The following is a 17555-nucleotide window of genomic DNA, read 5'->3' as shown; positions in this document are numbered from 1 at the left end:
AATAGGAAGGTAAGAATTCTCAAAATTTAGGAGATGAATGAATGGAAACTACAAGTAGCTTACAGTTATCTAGAAGTCTTCCAGAAGAGCAGGGCATTTCCTCAGCCGCAATATCCAGCTTTATTGATGCAGTCGAGACGCAAAGCTTAGGTCTGCATAGCTTCATGCTTCTACGGCATGGGTATGTGGTCTCTGAAGGCTGGTGGTCTCCTTATAAGTCCGATCTACCACATATGCTATTTTCCCTTAGCAAAAGCTTCACCTCAACTGCAATCGGGTTTGCGGTTACAGAAAAGCTAATTACGCTTGACGATGCAGTCATCTCCTTCTTCCCTGAAGAGGCTCCTGCGACTATCACTGACAATCTATCCAACATGACAATCAGACATCTATTGATGATGGGTACCGGGCATGTCGTGGATACTATGGACACACTTCATAAAAGTGCAGACGGGAATTGGGTTAAAGCTTTCTTCTCAGTCCCAGTGGAGAAACAACCAGGTACACATTTTCTATATAATACCGGCGCCACTTACATGCTGTCCGCGATCCTTCAACGAGTTACTGGCCAAACACTGCTAGAATATCTAGAACCGCGTCTGTTCGCTCCGCTCGGTATTCACGGAGCAACTTGGCAGTCTTGTCCACGTGGAATTAACACGGGGGGATTTGGCTTAAGCATTACCACAGAGGATATCGCTAAATTCGGTCAGCTTTACTTACAAAAAGGGATCTGGAATAATCAACGAATCCTGCCTGAACAATGGATTAATGAGGCAACTTCCAAACACATTTCCAATGGCGAAGGCGATCATGACTGGGCGCTCGGATATGGTTATCAATTCTGGAGATGCCAACACAGAGCCTACCGCGCCGATGGCGCATTCGGACAACTCTGCGTTGTTCTTCCTGATCAGGATGCGGTAATTGCGATTACTGCCGCCACCCAAAGTATCCAGGGCATTTTGGATACAGTGTGGGAGCATTTACTACCCAACATGAAGGATGCCCCTCTTCCGGAGGACCAAGTATTAGTAAGTAATTTGGCAGACCAATTAAAAAACTTATCAATAGACCCTCCACAATTGCAGCAGTCATCTTCTCTAGAAGATCAAATTAATGGTATAACCTACACACTCGAGGATAACCAATTTTCACTAGCTACTATCTCTATTTCCTTCAACAATGATGAAGCTGAAGTTACTTTAATCACTAAGCTTGGTGAAAAGAATGTCATTCGAGTAGGCCGAGGACAATGGCTCGAAAGCTTTGCACTCATCCTGGAGCCTTTCATGAACCGGATTATGTCCAGCTTTACTTGGTCTGCAGAAGATCAGCTTCAGTTGTCCTTGCTATTTGTTGAAATGCCTTTCTTGATTACACTTGATATTAATATTCTAGAGAACATGTTAATCCTAAAGCAGCGGATTAATGTGAATATGGGACCGCTTGAATTCGATGATATCATCGGAAGAATACAATAGGTATAGTTAGTTAATAAAAGAAAGGCCGCTTTGTCCTGTGCAGGAACTTAGCGGCCTTATATCACTTTTTTTATTCCGAAAAATCAGCTAGCTTCAACATGACTGGGCAATGATCACTACCCATGATCTGACAATCAATTTGAGCATCCATTACATTAGGTGCAAGTCTGGAAGAAGCTAAGAAATAATCAATTCGCCAGCCCACATTCCGCTCTCTCACCTTCGGCATATAAGACCACCATGAATACACTCCCTCCAGCTCCGGGTGAAGATATCTGAATGTATCTATGAAGCCCGACTCTAACAGTGTGCTCATTTTCCCTCTCTCTTCATCCGTAAAACCGGAGTTCCCACGGTTAGCCTTTGCATTCTTGATATCAATATCTTCATGGGCAACGTTTAGGTCTCCACAGACAACAACTGGTTTATGCTTGTCCAGCTCTAAGAGATAATTACGGAAACGGTCCTCCCATTCCATTCTATACTCCAATCGGGACAGATCTCGTTTGGCATTAGGTGTATAGACATTGACCATATAGAAATGTTCGAACTCTAATGTAATGATCCGCCCTTCTTCTTCTTCATCTTCTTCCATCCCATATCTCGCAGAGATTGGCTTGATTTTGGTGAATATTGCCGTACCGGAATATCCCTTTTTCACTGCGTAATTCCAGTATTGTTCGTATTCTTCACCATGCTCCAGTGTAATTTGCCCTTCTTGAAGCTTAGTCTCTTGAACACAGAAGATATCAGCATCTACTTCTTTGAAATAGTCATTAAACCCTTTTTTAACACATGCCCGAAGGCCATTAACATTCCATGATACCAGCTTTATCATCGGCTTTTCTCCTTGCATTTTGCTATAATTATTCTCAGTTTATCATAGTTTTATATCCTAATCATTCAACATCCATGATACAATAACAAAATTGACTCTATCTAAATATTATTTAATACGTGAGGTAAAGAAACTTATGAATGCACCAACACTATTACGAGGGTTTAACTTTTTGTATTTTGCGTTGCTGGCTATGTTCATTCCTTTTCTGCCAGTCTATCTAGGTGAGCAAGGTCTTAATCCGGCGCAAATTGGATTCATTATTGGTACTGGAGGGTTTGTTACTATTATTGCTCAACCCTTATGGGGGATGATCAGTGACAAAACAAGAACGATCCGCAAAGTGCTGTTAATTCTGTTGTTATGTTCTGCGGTGACCGGATACTTTTTATTCGATTCAAGCAGCTACGTGCGACTTATTCTTTTTGCGATGCTGCTCTATTTCTTCTTAATGCCTATCGATCCGCTAGCTGAGAGCCTAAATTTCCGTATCTCTGAAGCAGCTGGAATTAGCTATGGTTCAATACGTACATACGGAGCGTTGGGGTACGGTGTTATGGCCCTACTCACAGGTTATGTGATGAGTTATTTCGGTTCACAAGGGATGGCCTTGCTGTTCGTCGCGATTAGTCTTACAAGCTTTGTGGTCAGCTGGTTCATGCCAGATGCTCCGGTGACCGGTAAACCGGTCACACTAGATAGCCTGAAGCATTTTCTTAGTAACAAAGAAACACTGCTATTCCTAGTACTCATCTTTATTAGCTCCGTTCCCGCACGAATGAACGATACCTTCCTTGGGGTATATATTCGCGAGCTTGGAGGCAGTCCTGAATTAGTTGGTCAATCGTTCTTTATCGCCGCAATGAGTGAAATTATTGTGTTTGCCTTAAGCTTTTGGTGGCTTCGCAAAGGAAAAGAGCTAATCATCATTTCGATTTCTGGAGCCTTTTATTTTCTTCGGTTCTTTATTTCGGCCTGGATTTCTGATCCGCATTTATTAGCCTATCTACAGATTCTACAAATCCTAACCTTCCCGGTATTCTACTCCGCAGCTATTCAGTATCTATATAGTATTGTGCCTGTGGAATGGCGCGCTACGGGTCAAACTGTTTTGGCGCTACTGTTCTTCGGTGTATCAGGTATTCTCGCTTCTTATGCTGGTGGAGCATTATATGAAGCCTTTGGCGGTAAGGTCCTCTACTTAACAATTTCCGTGATGTCATTTATCGGTATGCTGTTCGGATTGATATTGTACAGAATCTATGGTAGTAAACACACCATTAAAAAGAATATAGCCACTCATTAATCTTTCGACAATTAAACGGGTATGTCCCATAGCCTTGTAGACGGCTACCGGACATGCCCGTTTTCTATGAATAAGTATCGTAGTGTCCGTGAAATCAATCTCCTTGTCCCCTATCAAAAAGTGCTAATTCCCCGTGTCATTCGCTCTCCCATCAATAGATTTATCGCATAGTATATCCTATCAAAAGAAAAGGAGGTCGTTACTATGGCCATCGTATTACCGCAACAATTTTTTAATTTAGTACCTATCGTTGGCAAATCTTATTACGAAAATCTGGCAGGTGGGATTAATGCCGCAGTTACAGTAAATAATAACTCGGGCTTCCCTGTAGAGCTAGTGCTAACTCGCGTGAATGCTCCAGTTATCACTTACACGATTCCAGCATTTAATAGCCTTACACTGCAAGTTCATGCACTGTTGGTTGCAGCACTCTTAAGCACTGCTGCAGGTACTACATTTGGATTTATTGAAATCTCAACATCAGATTTCTAATAGATTCATTTCATAATGCTCTCTAATGCATCTCTAGCTGATAGTTCAGCTAGAGATGCTTTTCTATGAACTTCTACCTAAGTCATCTTTATGCTGCTCCATAAGCTGCTTCAGTTTGATTTCAGTATTTGAATCCGCGGCAGGCGTATAAATACTACAACGTAAATCTGTGCTGCCTTGAACCTGTAGTGAGGTTAAATGAAATAACATTTTCCCTGCTTTGGCATGTCTGAATTCCAATAGCACATCTGGAGCAGAGCTAACACGACTTTGTTCCCATATTTCATTAAACGCTGGATGCAGTCCCTTTAATTCCTCAATAAATTCATCGTACCAACGATCCTCTACATATTGTCCGTAATACGCTCTAAAGATGGATAGATATCCACTTACGAATTGTTCCCAATTTACGGCTAAACGTCTGAATTCCTTGCGAACAAATAGCAAACGAATCATATTTCTCTCCTCGATGGGCAGTTTGGAGAAATCTAGAAACACATGTGCTGCAGCCTCATTCCAACCTACAATCCCACAACGTCGGTCTGAAATAATCGTAGGACAAGTCTTAAGCTCCTGTAAAATTTTCTGCAAAGAAGGACTAATTATGGAGGATTTCTCTTGCTGAAATAGAGCATTCCCTGTTCCAGTCTCTAGTGCTAGTGCAAAAAGATACTTCCGCTCATCACTAGTTAACTTTAAGGCAGTTGCAATACAGTCCAGAACAGACGAAGATACTTTAATATCCCTGCCCTGTTCTAGCCACGTATACCAGGTGCTGCTTACCCCTGCTAGCTGTGCAACTTCTTCCCTGCGAAGTCCAGGTGTTCTCCTGCGAGTGCCTTCTGGCAGTCCAACAGAGCCGGGTGAGATCGCAGCACGGCGTGCTTTTAAGAAATCTGATAATGCCTGCAATCTCGTCTGATTAGCCATACGCTTCCTCTCCTCTCTGTTACATTCTTTAGTATAGTACAAATTATACTAGGATAAACGCTAACTTGTAATAGGATAAAATAAGTGGAAAAATACCTATATACACTTCTTGAGGAGGTTCACTATGGAACGCGTAGTTATTACAGGTATGGGTCTAATCTCACCCCTTGGAAATACAATAGAGAAATTTTGGGATCGTCTAGTTTCTGGTGAGTCGGGTATTTCCCCAATCACTTCATTTGATACCTCTAACTTTAAGACAAAGATTGCGGGAATCGTGCATGATTTCGATGCGGAGGCCAGATTTGGCCGTAAAGAAGCACGCAGAATGGATAGATTTAGTCAGTTCGCCCTCGCAGCCGCTGAAGATGCCTGGACACATTCCGGTCTACAGCTAGATAAGATTGACAAGGAACGTCTCGGAGTTTATGTAGGATCCGGTGTTGGTGGAATTCAGACCTTGATGGAGCAAGGGAGTGTCCTAAAGGGGCGTGGACCAGATCGGGTCAGCCCTACTTTAATTCCCATGATGATCTCCAATATGGCTGCGGCGATGATCAGCATTAAATTAGGAGCCTTGGGTCCTACAATGTCTCCAGTAACTGCCTGCTCTATTGGAAATACGGCAATCGGCGAAGCCTTCCGGTTGATCCGTTATGGAGGTGCCGACATCGTAATTGCTGGTGGATCAGAAGCAGCCATTACCGAAATCTCTTTAGCCAGTTTCGGCAATGCCACCTCCTTATCCACTCGAAATGAGGAGCCGATTAAGGCGAGTCGGCCTTTTGACGGGGAACGTGACGGATTTGTTATCGGTGAAGGTGGCGGAATAGTTATTCTGGAGTCACTTTCTCATGCGCAGCGTAGAAACGCCAAGATTCACGGAGAGGTTATCGGTTATGGTGCCAGCTCTGATGCCTATCATATGGTCGCCACCCATCCAGAAGGAATTGGCGCTTATCAAGCGATGAAGCTGGCCCTGAATGAAGCTAATCTCCAGCCCGAAGAGGTAGATGTAATTAGTGCTCATGCCACAAGTACAGTTGTAGGTGACCGCTCCGAGACCCTTGCGATAAAGAAGTTATTCGGTGATCAGGCCTACCAGATTCCCGTAACCGCTAATAAGTCCATGACTGGACACGCCTTAGGGGCGGCCGGTGGCCTAGAAGCCATTGCCCTAATTAAGAGCATTCAAGAAGGAATCATCCCGCCTACCCTTAATCAGGAGGTCAAAGATTCCATCTGTGATCTGGATTATGTCCCGAACATTGCGCGAAAATCTGATCTTACTATAGGTATGTCTAACTCCTTTGGTTTCGGCGGGCATAATGCTGTCATTGTGATTCGAAAGTTTGAAGATTGACCACTCATCCATAAAACGGGGTTCCAGATTAGTCATTCTCAGGACTAAGTGGAACCCCGTTTCTACTGCCAATTTCAAAAAAAATCTATTATTCCATCGTTGATACATGGCTCCCCCAGATAGAGATACCTTCCTTGGAAACCGCAGTAAACGTCATAACGTTACTAGCTGTTGCTTCATTCCACACTTTCAGGAATACCCCATTATAAGTAGAACCGTCAATGGTAAGCTCCGCAGTATGATCATCGATAAGCTTCCATTTCCCCTTTACCGCTCCTTTGATCTTACCGCTTTTAGTTAATTCGATCCGCTCCGACTGCACGATATCAGCCGTAATGTCTTTGTTATGGTTTACATATTTATATTCGCCTGAAATTTGCTCTTTCGTGTATTTCTCTATGCTCTCTCCGCCATAGCGGTGCGGGGCTACCACCGGCCAGCCCTCACTGTTCATAAACATCTGATGAACTCTTACCTCATGCTTTTCTCCACGATTCGGGAAGCGTGTATGAAAGATCAGATAATACTTGCCATTCTCTTCATCATAAAACGCTGAGTTATGACCTGGTGATACATATCCTTCTCCACTCACTGGCAGCTCGTCATCCGTATTTAGGAATTCGAAATTCCCCATTAGCTTCACTCCGTAAGGAGCATATGCTGGATCATCGAACAATACCGTAGGAGATCCTTGTGCATTAATCATATCCTGACCCTCAGAATCTTCGAAGGGTCCATCGGGCGCCTTTGAACGAGCTACACGGATGTTATATCCACCGTCTGCAGCCAGACCACCGTAGGATAGGAACAGATAGTAGTAATCCGTTTCCGGACTGTATAGCATATATGGAGCTTCTATCCGAGCATGATTCGCACCCAGGAGCTTTTTGCCATAACCTTGATCTGGTAGCGGGAAGCCTGTATTAGCATCTAGTTCCATAATAAAAATACCACCGGAGTACGAGCCATAGACCATCCACAGCTTCCCTTCTTTATCAAAGAACACGTCCGGATCAACTACATTCGGCTTTTGAGTGGCATCATATATTTTTCCATCATCACCCTTACCCATCATACCTGACTTCAGTATGACGCCCTTATTCTTATAAGGTCCCTCAATATTGTCCGACACAGCTATGCCGAGTGCAGACAACGGGGAATCCCCTTTACAAGCATTATAATACATATAGTATTTGCCATCCGCCAATTGGATAACATCGGGTGCCCATAAGGTATCCGTCTGTGCCCATTTTAATGCTTCCGCAAACTCCTCTTTGACATTAGGAATGAGTACGTTTCCTTCTACCACCCCAGAGGACAGCTGAGTCCAAGACATCAGATCATTTGATTTAGCAGATGCTAAATGAGAACCGAATACATAGTATTTATTATCTGCCATAATAATCGACGGATCATGTACAGATACATTTTTGAAGATTGGCTGCGCAGAGTCAGCTGCGTTATTTGTGTCGATGGAACTGGCTGATTTGTCATTGCACGCGGTTACTGCTAATAATGAAACACTGATCATTGTAGTTATAATTGCTTTTCTCATCGTTATACCCCCTATGTATGCCTTTTCATTTTGAAACGAAAACGAACAATAGTCAATCCTTTTATTTAATTAAGTTCGTATTAATTCATGTTTATTTAAATAATAGTGAACATTCATGCACAAAAAAAACGCCAAGCCATCGAAATGGCCTGACGTTTCCTTTTATATTTTTCGAAGAATAATCTGTTTAATTAGCGCCTTCTTGTACCAAAACCGGCTCTGGATAAGCGTTCTTAAGCACACGTTGTCTATTCTTAACAACTGCCGGCGGTTCCACCTTAGGAGCCATCGGATGCATTAGCCAAGACTTCACCATATGGGTATCCGAAACCTTATACATTGGAGGCTCTTTCTCCATATCGATTTGCATAGCGTAAGTGCTACGTAGTGCAAAAGCATCGCCCTTAGGCGGTTTGATCAAATCTGGAGGCGTACCAGGAATTGCTGTTAGCAAAGAACCTTTGCTCTCTAGACTTGGCATGGAAGCTAACAAGCCCCAAGTATATGGGTGTCTTGGATCGTAGAAGATCTCTTCCGCTGTTCCCATTTCAACAATTTGTCCGGCATACATTACAGCTACACGATCTGCCATTCTTGCTACAACCCCGAGATCATGGGTGATAAAAATAATAGCCGTATCAATCTTCTTCTGCAATTCCTTCATCAAATCAAGGATTTGTGCTTGGATGGTTACGTCGAGCGCAGTAGTCGGCTCATCCGCAATCAGAAGTTTAGGGTTCGCAGCAAGTGCCATTGCAATAACAACACGTTGACGCATACCACCACTGAATTCATGTGGATATTGATTGAAGCGACGTTCTGGAGAAGGAATACCTACAAGATTGAGAAGCTCAATCCCACGTTTATTCGCATCAGCCTTGGAGATGTTCTCATGTTTAAGCAGCACTTCAGTAATTTGTCTGCCGACCTTCATCATTGGGTTCAGAGAGGTCATCGGATCTTGGAAGATCATACCGATCTCTTTACCGCGGATTTTCTGCATCTGCTTCTCTGTCTTGCCAATCAAATCTTGTCCATCGAACAGAATCTGTCCGCGTTTATATTCTCCTGGTGGTGTAGGAACTAGCTTCATAACCGCTTGTGAGGTTACACTTTTACCGGAACCTGACTCCCCAACAATCGCTAGAGTTTCACCTTTATCTACATGGAAGCTAACACCACGGATCGCTTGTACCTCTCCGCCATGTGTTTTGAATGATATCGCTAAGTCTTTTACCTCTAAAAGGCGCTCCATCTTGTCACCCTCTCATTTCCTCGTCAATTATGATAATGATTCTCAGCATGTTGTAAGCAATAAGTATTATTTTATCTAGTTTTAAGGGTTCTAGTCAAGATTTTTCTGAAAAAAATACGGCGAACCTCACACTTTAGTACTAGATCTAATTATTGCGTGCTCAATAGGTGTGATAGTTCCACTTTAAAATACGCAAATCAGAGAATAAGGAAGAACTACTAGGTACTGCTAAATATAATAAATGGTATGGAAGGAATACTGCCATGATTCTAAAGCCCACTATCAAAATATACACGAATAATACAACCAAAGCAAAAGTTACATGGTTATGTGATCAGTAAGTAATGCTTATTATGCATAAATGATCATGAAACAAACGTAGTATCGACAGCGGCTATAGCAAACTTACAGTATCCATATGTACACTCAGCCGTTCAAATATAAGAATTCTCCCCTACTGTTGCTCAGCCTCCCTATCTTTCATATTGTAGTTGTGTCAAAAATATGTTAATTCATGAACCGCTTCCAGCCCTCAAGCAGATTATCATGCGCCCACTTCAGGTGGCCCTGGCTATCGTACTTACGCGAATAACACTCGATGAAGTAAATTAAGTCGATATATAAGTCGTAGAGTTTTTTACGGGCACATTCATTTGGACTGTCGAAGCTATCTCCGTAACCTCTGCAGAAATGCTCTGAATTCTCAATATAGCGAAAATAATATTCCATAAGGGGATCGCCCCAAAGTGCCCGTTCCCAATCAATCAATGCAACAATGCGCCCCTCTCGCACAAACACATTGCCATCCCATAAATCCCAATGTATTAGACGAGGCTTAACGACTGCGTCCATAACATGTAAGCGAATTTTGATCTCTGCCTCAACAGATTCTAACGGAATGGGCATTTCTACCTTTAAACGACGTGCATCTTCAAGCAGGTTCATTATCAAATGCTTAAAAGTTTCCCGCCATGAAGTTCCTTTTACGGGTGTGGACGCACTAAATAATCCGAAACGCTCACCAGGAATTTCATTAATTAAACGGGAATAACGACCTAACTCTTCCTCAATACTCATTCTCTGCTGCGAACTTAGCTCTTCCTTAATTTCATTATAAGGCTGGCCAACTATTTTCTCCATGAAAAAAAACTCACTTGAAATCATTTCTTTACTGTTATCATAAGCGTATACCCGTGGCACAGGTACTGTCCCATTTGACTTCATCAGTCGCATCGCCGCAACCTCTACAGACATAATATCATGCTCGTAACTAAGGGTGTCTGCTTCAGCTGACGGTGCTATCTTAAGATAGCATGTCTCTTCCATCTGATAATAAAAGGTCATATGCTGCGTTAAAGTAGCCCCCTGTCAGTTCAGTACTTCGCTGAATGCTCACATGACTTCCAAAAGTAGCACCTACCAAATCACTCTGTTGCTCTGTCGTTAATTTTGTTTTAGTAAAGCTCTCCAAGATCTCACCACCATAATGAAATAAGTATCAAATAATAAACAACCCTTCTCCATTTGATTGAAAATTGTTAAAATTAGAACAAACGAGTCTCATTAGCCCGCTTTTCATGAAAGAGAGGAAACGATTAACATGATTATTAAACCTAGAACACGCGGCTTTATTTGTACTACCGCACATCCGCAAGGTTGCGCTCGTCAAGTAGAGCGGCAAATCGAATATATCCAGACACAACCCGAAATCAAAGGACCACGCAAGGTGCTTGTCATTGGCGCCTCAACAGGATATGGCCTCGCCTCACGGATTACAGCCGCCTTTGGGGCTGGAGCCAGTACAGTAGGCGTCTACCGCCAGAGCAGCAGCAACGGAGCCCGTACAGCCTCTGCTGGGTGGTACAATTCAGCAGCCTTTGAGGAACTTGCAGAGAAAGCTGGACTTCAATCCTACAGCGTAACCGGTGATGCCTTCTCCAAAGAAACTAAGGATAGAACTATACAGCTGATTCGCAGTGAATTGGGACAAGTTGATCTAGTCATCTACAGCGTTGCTTCTGCCCGTCGAACAGATCCTGTGACGGGTGAAGTTTATAACTCCGTAATTAAACCTATAGGCGATACCTACACGAATAAAACCGTAAACTTTCATACGGGTGAAGTCAGTCAAATTTCTATTGAGCCCGCTACAGACAAAGAAATCAATGATACTATTCGAGTGATGGGTGGTGACGATTGGCAGCTTTGGATGGAAGCACTTCATCAAGCCGGAGCTTTGGCCGATCATGCTACCACCATCGCATTCTCATATATCGGGCCGGAGATCACCCAGTCTGTATATCGGAAGGGAACGATTGGACGTGCAAAAGATCATCTAGAATTAACAGCACACACTCTTAACACTCAACTATCAAGTATAAACGGTCGGGCCTATGTAGCAGTTACGAAAGGACTGGTCACACAGTCTAGCTCAGCAATTCCTGTCGTCCCCCTATACACTTCTGCGCTATACAAAGTCATGAAAGAGAAAGAACTTCATGAAGGTTGTATTGAACAAACCTATCGGTTGTTTGCAGAACGTCTTTATGCGATGGAAGGGACTCCTGTGGATGAAGAAGGGCGTATCCGAATCGATGACTGGGAGATGTCCCCGGATGTACAGAATCAAGTGGCTCAAATCTGGGAAGAACTCACGACAAACAATATCTACGAATTGACAGATCTAGAAAGCTACAAACAAGAGTTCTTCCAGTTATTTGGATTTGAGACCGAGGGTGTAGATTATGAAGCTGAGACTGATCCAGACGTAGCGCTTATCAATCAGCGGTAAACAACAATACATTATGTTGGTAACTATTTTCTAGCAGAGGTTAGTGGTTGCTCAAGTGCATACAATTCTTCTTCAATGGAAATCATCTTTTGCTCAATCACTTTACGGGCATCTGCCAGTGCCTGATTATAAATATGAGGTGAGAGTTCTTTGAGCATAAAATCAAGAAGATTCTCACTTGCTAATTGGCCAATTTCGCTAGATAGCTCCGTTTCAAAATAATCCTGAATACTGGATGTAACTTGTAGTTTGTGTTCTCTCTGTATTTTTATCGGCTGCATGATCGTCCTCCAATTTGTATGGGTTAAATTTCGGATTATTAATACAGGAAAAATGACGTGCTTACGCACGTCATTTTTTATATTCTATGCCCTTAATCTAAACCCACCACATTTCTGCTAGTGGCTCCTCAATTAATACTTGTTGAAGATTACTTACCGCTTTGGAGAAGCCTTCTTCCACAGACATCAATCCATCTTCATGCTCAATACTGACCACATAATCGTATCCTACCAAACGAAGAGCGCTCATAATATCAGCCCAAGTCTTAAGATCATGTCCAAAACCAACCGAACGGAACTGCCATGCACGGTCAAGCATTTTGGTATAGGATTGCATATCTGTTAAGCCATGCATATTAACATTGACTGGATCAATAACTGTATCTTTGGCGTGGAAATGATGGATTGCGCCTTGGCGTCCCAATATATGAATCGCCTGCACCGGATCAATTCCTTGCCACCACATATGGCTCGGATCAAGGTTTGCTCCGATTACCTCACCCGCAGCTTCTCTCAAACGCAGTAAAGTACCCGGTGTGTGAACAGAGAATCCGCCGTGGAGCTCAAGACCAACCTTCACATCATGCTCTGCGGCAAAGGCTCCCCATTCAGTCCAGTAAGGGATCACTTTATTCTCCCATTGCCAATCCAGAATTTCTTGATAATCATTTGGCCATGGAGCTACCGGCCAGTTCGGATACTTGGCACCCTCATGATCACCTGGACAACCAGAAAACGTATTAACGACTGGAACACCTAGCTTCTGCGCCAATTTGACCGAGTTCACAAAGTCCTCATGATCCTTCTGGGCAAGCTCTTTTTGTGGGTGTAGGGGATTTCCGTGACAGCTCAGTGCACTGATCGTTAATCCACGGGATTCCACAGCATGTTTGAATTCTCTCAATGCTGTCTCATTCTCGAGAAGCATCTTAGGATCACAATGACTGTTACCAGGATTGCCTCCTGTACCAATCTCTACCGCCTTTAGTCCTTTGGACGCTACATAATCAAGAGCATCCTCCAGCTTGCGACCCCCAAACAAGACCATAAATACTCCAAGTTTCATTGTAAGTCACCTCTTTTGCAAATAGTTTACTTACCTTCACCATACATATCGAAGTCTTTGAGCACTTGATTCTTCTCAGCAGATTCAAAAATAGCCTCAATCAAATTCTGAACACGCATGACTTCAGCATTCTTAACAATGGGTTCAGCTGTCCCCTCAATTACGGCTGCGAAATTGTCATAGAAGCTAGAACCTAGCTCCGCAGGTTGAGGTAAAGCTTCTGTAATCGTAGCCCCTTCCGAAGGAGGCGCCATCGTTTTAGTTAATCCGACACCTGCACGGATAGGCTTAGGCTCGATCTTTTCGCCTTCATTGTTTCTGGTTACTAAACGTCCAGTTAAAGACCAATCTTCGATAATACCCGTTCCTTCAATACCCTTCACATACCATCTAGGCAGCGTAATAAAGTTAGTTGTCCCAACCTCAACGATAGCTTTTATTCCATTCTCAAATTGCAGGATGGCTTCAAAGCCATCATCTACATCATTGCCTAGAATAAAGCTCAGACTGCTGCTCACACTGATGACTTTGCTATCGATCATAAATAAGAGCTGATCTAATAAATGAACGCCCCAATCCAGCAGCATTCCTCCACCTTGTGCCTTGACATGGCGCCAGTCTCCTGGAATACCATTCGCTCCGTGTACGCGAGATTCAAGCTGGAACAATGAACCAATGGTCTCTTGATCATACATTTTTTTGATCGTTAAGAAATCCTCATCCCACCGTCTGTTCTGATGTACCATGAACACACGTCCTGCTGCATCTGCAGCAGCCAGCATTTCTTGAAGCTCTACCTTCGACATAGCGACCGGCTTCTCACAAATAACATGTTTGCCAGCTTGTAGCGCACGTACAGCGATTACTTTGTGTACATCGTTTGGTGTCGCAATAAGAACAATCTCAACTGCAGGATCTGCTAATACTTCTTCATAACTTTCATATACCTTGTAACCAGCATTGATGGAGTCCGCACGACGTGCTTCAAGCAAGTCGTATGTCCCTACCACTTCAAGGGAGTTAGTCTCCTTAATTAATTTCGCGTGATAACTTCCCATTCCACCAAAGCCAACGATGACTACGGAATGTATCTTTGAGCTCATGACTTCCACTCCTACTTCCCTATTAATTATCTGATGTGCCGTCAAAATACACAGCGCGACCTGTACGTGAAGATTCATAAATAGCTTCCAAGATTTGAGTAACAACGAGGGCCTGCTCAGGTTTAACTACAGGTTCCTTGTCTTCTCTAACCGCCTCAAGCCACAAGCGAGCTTCACGATCAGATTCATTTTCCTGTCCTCCATCAAAGAACGCTACTCCACCAGCAGACAAGTCTACTTTGGTCTCATACAGACGTCCACCACGGTCACCGTTTAGGCGCAGACCATCCTTCATATCTGCACCACCTTCTGTACCTGCAAGAAGCGTCTGAGCTTCTCGATACTCAGATACATTTAGTGCCCAGCTAGATTCAAGTACAATTGTAGCACCATTTTCCATGGTAATAAATCCAAAAGCTGAATCTTCTACCTTAAATTGCTCAGGATCCCAAGGACCAAAGGCATTTCCAGCGTTCTTTCGGTTACTCAGTTTATGGAAAGACGAGCCCATAACACTGCGTGGTTTATAATTATCCATCATCCATAAAGTAAGATCAAGTGCATGCGTACCGATATCGATCAGTGGGCCGCCGCCTTGCTTTTCTTCATCCAGGAACACCCCCCAAGTAGGAACCGCACGACGACGAAGGGCAATTGCTTTTGCATAATAGATTTCACCTAGTTCGCCGTTTTCGCAGAGTGCTTTAAGGTATTCACTATCCGAACGATAACGGTTCTGGTAAGCGACAGACAACTTCATCCCCGTACGCTTCGCAGCATCCAACATTTCTTGTGCTTGGGCAGTGGTTTTAGCCATTGGTTTCTCGCACATTACATGGTTACCTGCTTCCAATGCAGCGATAGTAATCACGGAGTGACTGTCATTTGGTGTACATACATGAACAATATCAAATCCGCCAGCTTTCAAAAGCTCAGTGTAATCTGTATAAACAGCAGCGCCTTCAGCGCCATAAGTCTGAGCGGCTTTCTGTGCACGTTCTTCAACGATATCGCAGAAAGCTACCATTTCAGCATCCTTCTGACGTGACAAACTTGGCATATGTTTTCCATTTGCGATACCACCGCAACCTACAATAGCAATTTTCAACTTATTAGACATTAACTTTTCCTCCTTGATTTGCGTATGCTTTTACCCATTTCAAACTATCTTCTACACTTTCTAATGGTGAACGACTGCAGAAATCCTGCTCTACTACCGCCCACTCCACATTCGCCTGTACAGCTGCATTTAAAATTGCAGTAAGGTTCACTTCACCTTCACCTAGTACTACAGTTTCTGGAGAGCCGTCTTCATTTTTCTTCAAATCCTTCAGATGGATGATCGGCAGTCGACCTGCGTATTTATTGATATATTCAACTGGATCATAGCCTGCATGATGTACCCAGCAAGTATCCATTTCCACTTGCAACAGGTCAGCCGGCACCTCTTCAAACAATCCATCAAAAGCAGTACGGTCACTATCACCATATTTATCTGTTAACTCGAAATCATGATTGTGATACAGAAGTACTGCTCCGCCCGCTTTGCACTTTTCTCCAATAACCTTCAAATTCGCGGCAACCTCTTCATAGTTGCGTTGTTCTTCTGACAAATAAGGAACAATCAAATTTGGATTTCCAATCTCAAGATTGTAAGAGATTTCTGCTTCTGTATCATTCAACAATGCGTCATATGGACGATGTGCGCCGAGCGCGACCAGTCCAAGCTCATTTAGCAATTGTTTAACTTCTGCTGCGGTGCGGCCGAAATAGTGGAAAAACTCTACGCCTTTATATCCAAGGGCTGCTACCTTACGCAGTGTCCCTTCAAAATCCTGTTCCAGTTCTTCTCTAAGCGTGTACAATTGCAGACCTATCTTCAGCATTTTCTAATCACTCCAATGGGTTTAGGGTTAGCTTACTAATTCATTTAAACTTCTTTCTGCTGCTCGTCCCCAAAGAGATCAACAGCAGCAATCACTTGAACAATAATGCTGTTGTAGAATTGACTAATCTGATTCCCATTAGTTTCCTTCAACTGCCATTCTTGTTTGCATAGCTAATATCGACTCCGTATAGCGTGGATGGTCGATTTCTTTCTTTATTGCTTAGGTACATAGTAATATGAAAGCGTATATAATAAAATGAATAATATGATTAAAACATGAACAATCTGATTATCATTTCTAGTCATCAAGGAGGACATATGAATCAATCTACTACCTGTCACGTTTTATCCGCTGGATTTTCCTTTCACCGCAAACCTTTCCATATGTCACATAGCCATGGAAATCAGAACTATTTAATTCGTCTGCAAACAGAGGGCCGAAGCCGAGCAATGATCGACGGTGTGATGACACCAGTGGAGAGCGGCGATATCATGCTGTTTGCTCCTAATGATCCTTACTATTTAATTATTGATAAGGAAGAGTATCCTGTAGGTAAGCCGCGGATTGAAAGCGGAGATTATCATATTTTTTGTGAAGGCACTTGGATTGTTGAATGGTGGGAACGTGCTCAGAGACCCTCACTCTTAAGTGTGCCACTGAGTGAGAATTTCCTCGGCTTATTTCGTCAGCTGATTCTTGAGCACAGACGTCTTTCCGATTTCTCACCAGCGATATCTGCCTGTTATTTGCAAATCCTGTGTATGGAAATCGACAGACTCATTACAGATCAGCCAGCGATTACGCCTAAAGGCTATCTAGCTTACCGAATGAAGCAATATGTTGAGGAGCATGCAACCTTACCTTTTCTGTTGGAGGATGTTGCCGCAAATGTAGATATTTCCGTCTCCCGTGCCGTTCATTTATTTAAGGAGGCCTTTGGGACCAGTATTATCAAATATGTAAATGATGTCCGGCTAGAGATGGCAAGAGAACGAATCACCTTCAGTCCAATGCCGCTGGAGCAAGTAGCAGAAACCTGCGGTTTCGCAAACTATACTTATTTTCACCGTGTATTCCGAAGTCGTTTCGGCATGTCCCCTAGACAATACCGTGTACACAGCAGAACTCAAGTATAACAAGAGATAAGGCGAATCAATGAAAATAGGGCTATCCCTGAAGTAGATAAACTCCTACTAGGATAG

16 protein-coding genes are annotated in these 17555 nt (G+C 43.2%); 6 read left to right on the top strand and 10 right to left on the bottom strand.

Annotation, left to right across the window (positions count from 1 at the left end):
* Positions 1 to 41 precede the first annotated feature (41 nt).
* Positions 42 to 1484: a serine hydrolase domain-containing protein gene (locus MHB64_RS13075; RefSeq protein ID WP_341134567.1), complete on the top strand. Its 1443-nt coding sequence runs from the start codon at positions 42 to 44 to the stop codon at positions 1482 to 1484.
* A gap of 70 nt (positions 1485 to 1554) precedes the next feature.
* Here the strand turns inward: MHB64_RS13075 and MHB64_RS13070 are convergent, their stop codons facing one another.
* A complete protein-coding gene (locus MHB64_RS13070; RefSeq protein ID WP_094868665.1) occupies positions 1555 to 2319 on the bottom strand; it encodes an exodeoxyribonuclease III in 765 nt (254 codons plus the stop codon).
* 139 nt (positions 2320 to 2458) lie between these two features.
* Here MHB64_RS13070 and MHB64_RS13065 point away from each other — a divergent pair, with 139 nt between their 5' ends.
* A complete protein-coding gene (locus MHB64_RS13065) occupies positions 2459 to 3628 on the top strand; it encodes an MFS transporter (protein WP_341134566.1) in 1170 nt (389 codons plus the stop codon).
* A gap of 204 nt (positions 3629 to 3832) precedes the next feature.
* Positions 3833 to 4120, top strand: a complete 288-nt coding sequence (locus tag MHB64_RS13060; protein ID WP_094877146.1) for a hypothetical protein — start codon at positions 3833 to 3835, stop codon at positions 4118 to 4120.
* A 63-nt stretch (positions 4121 to 4183) separates the two neighbouring features.
* On the opposite strand, the gene MHB64_RS13055 is transcribed toward MHB64_RS13060, so the two are convergent.
* Entirely contained in the window at positions 4184 to 5050 is an 867-nt protein-coding gene (locus MHB64_RS13055) for a helix-turn-helix transcriptional regulator (protein WP_341134565.1), read from the bottom strand.
* A gap of 124 nt (positions 5051 to 5174) precedes the next feature.
* Here MHB64_RS13055 and fabF point away from each other — a divergent pair, with 124 nt between their 5' ends.
* Entirely contained in the window at positions 5175 to 6413 is a 1239-nt protein-coding gene (fabF, locus tag MHB64_RS13050; protein WP_094877144.1) for a beta-ketoacyl-ACP synthase II, read from the top strand.
* 88 nt (positions 6414 to 6501) lie between these two features.
* On the opposite strand, the gene MHB64_RS13045 is transcribed toward fabF, so the two are convergent.
* The 3 genes from MHB64_RS13045 to MHB64_RS13035 form a co-directional block, all read right to left on the bottom strand.
* A complete protein-coding gene (locus MHB64_RS13045; RefSeq protein ID WP_341134564.1) occupies positions 6502 to 7968 on the bottom strand; it encodes a glycoside hydrolase family 43 protein in 1467 nt (488 codons plus the stop codon).
* A gap of 187 nt (positions 7969 to 8155) precedes the next feature.
* Complete coding sequence (locus MHB64_RS13040) at positions 8156 to 9223, bottom strand: ABC transporter ATP-binding protein (protein ID WP_042187548.1); 1068 nt, start codon at positions 9221 to 9223, stop codon at positions 8156 to 8158.
* Between the two features lie 507 nt (positions 9224 to 9730).
* Entirely contained in the window at positions 9731 to 10567 is an 837-nt protein-coding gene (locus MHB64_RS13035; RefSeq protein WP_341134563.1) for a phosphotransferase family protein, read from the bottom strand.
* Positions 10568 to 10823: 256 nt separating this feature from the next.
* Here MHB64_RS13035 and fabV point away from each other — a divergent pair, with 256 nt between their 5' ends.
* Positions 10824 to 12014, top strand: a complete 1191-nt coding sequence (gene fabV, locus MHB64_RS13030) for an enoyl-ACP reductase FabV (RefSeq protein WP_094868616.1) — start codon at positions 10824 to 10826, stop codon at positions 12012 to 12014.
* 23 nt (positions 12015 to 12037) lie between these two features.
* Here fabV and MHB64_RS13025 read toward each other — a convergent pair whose 3' ends face one another.
* The 5 genes from MHB64_RS13025 to MHB64_RS13005 form a co-directional block, all read right to left on the bottom strand.
* The gene (locus MHB64_RS13025; RefSeq protein WP_280785963.1) at positions 12038 to 12295 is read right to left on the bottom strand and encodes a DUF2164 domain-containing protein; all 258 of its coding nucleotides are present in this window, start codon (positions 12293 to 12295) and stop codon (positions 12038 to 12040) included.
* A gap of 97 nt (positions 12296 to 12392) precedes the next feature.
* A complete protein-coding gene (locus MHB64_RS13020) occupies positions 12393 to 13361 on the bottom strand; it encodes a sugar phosphate isomerase/epimerase family protein (RefSeq protein WP_341134562.1) in 969 nt (322 codons plus the stop codon).
* 26 nt (positions 13362 to 13387) lie between these two features.
* Positions 13388 to 14464, bottom strand: coding sequence for a Gfo/Idh/MocA family protein (locus tag MHB64_RS13015; RefSeq protein WP_094868613.1), 1077 nt, complete (start codon positions 14462 to 14464; stop codon positions 13388 to 13390).
* A gap of 22 nt (positions 14465 to 14486) precedes the next feature.
* On the bottom strand, positions 14487 to 15584 hold the full coding sequence (locus MHB64_RS13010; RefSeq protein WP_094868612.1) for a Gfo/Idh/MocA family protein: 1098 nt from the start codon (positions 15582 to 15584) through the stop codon (positions 14487 to 14489).
* A complete protein-coding gene (locus MHB64_RS13005) occupies positions 15577 to 16350 on the bottom strand; it encodes a sugar phosphate isomerase/epimerase family protein (RefSeq protein ID WP_094877137.1) in 774 nt (257 codons plus the stop codon). Before MHB64_RS13005 ends, MHB64_RS13010 begins: the two co-directional genes overlap by 8 nt.
* Before the next feature lie 320 nt (positions 16351 to 16670).
* Between MHB64_RS13005 and MHB64_RS13000 the strand changes: the two genes are divergently transcribed.
* The gene (locus MHB64_RS13000) at positions 16671 to 17489 is read left to right on the top strand and encodes an AraC family transcriptional regulator (RefSeq protein WP_094868610.1); all 819 of its coding nucleotides are present in this window, start codon (positions 16671 to 16673) and stop codon (positions 17487 to 17489) included.
* The last annotated feature ends 66 nt before the right edge of the window (positions 17490 to 17555 follow it).

This window comes from Paenibacillus sp. FSL K6-2859 (assembly GCF_038008265.1).
GTDB classification, from domain to species: domain Bacteria; phylum Bacillota; class Bacilli; order Paenibacillales; family Paenibacillaceae; genus Paenibacillus_AQ; species Paenibacillus_AQ nitricinens.
Note: the sequence above shows the minus strand (reverse complement) of the source record. Positions and strands in the feature narration are given on the sequence as shown.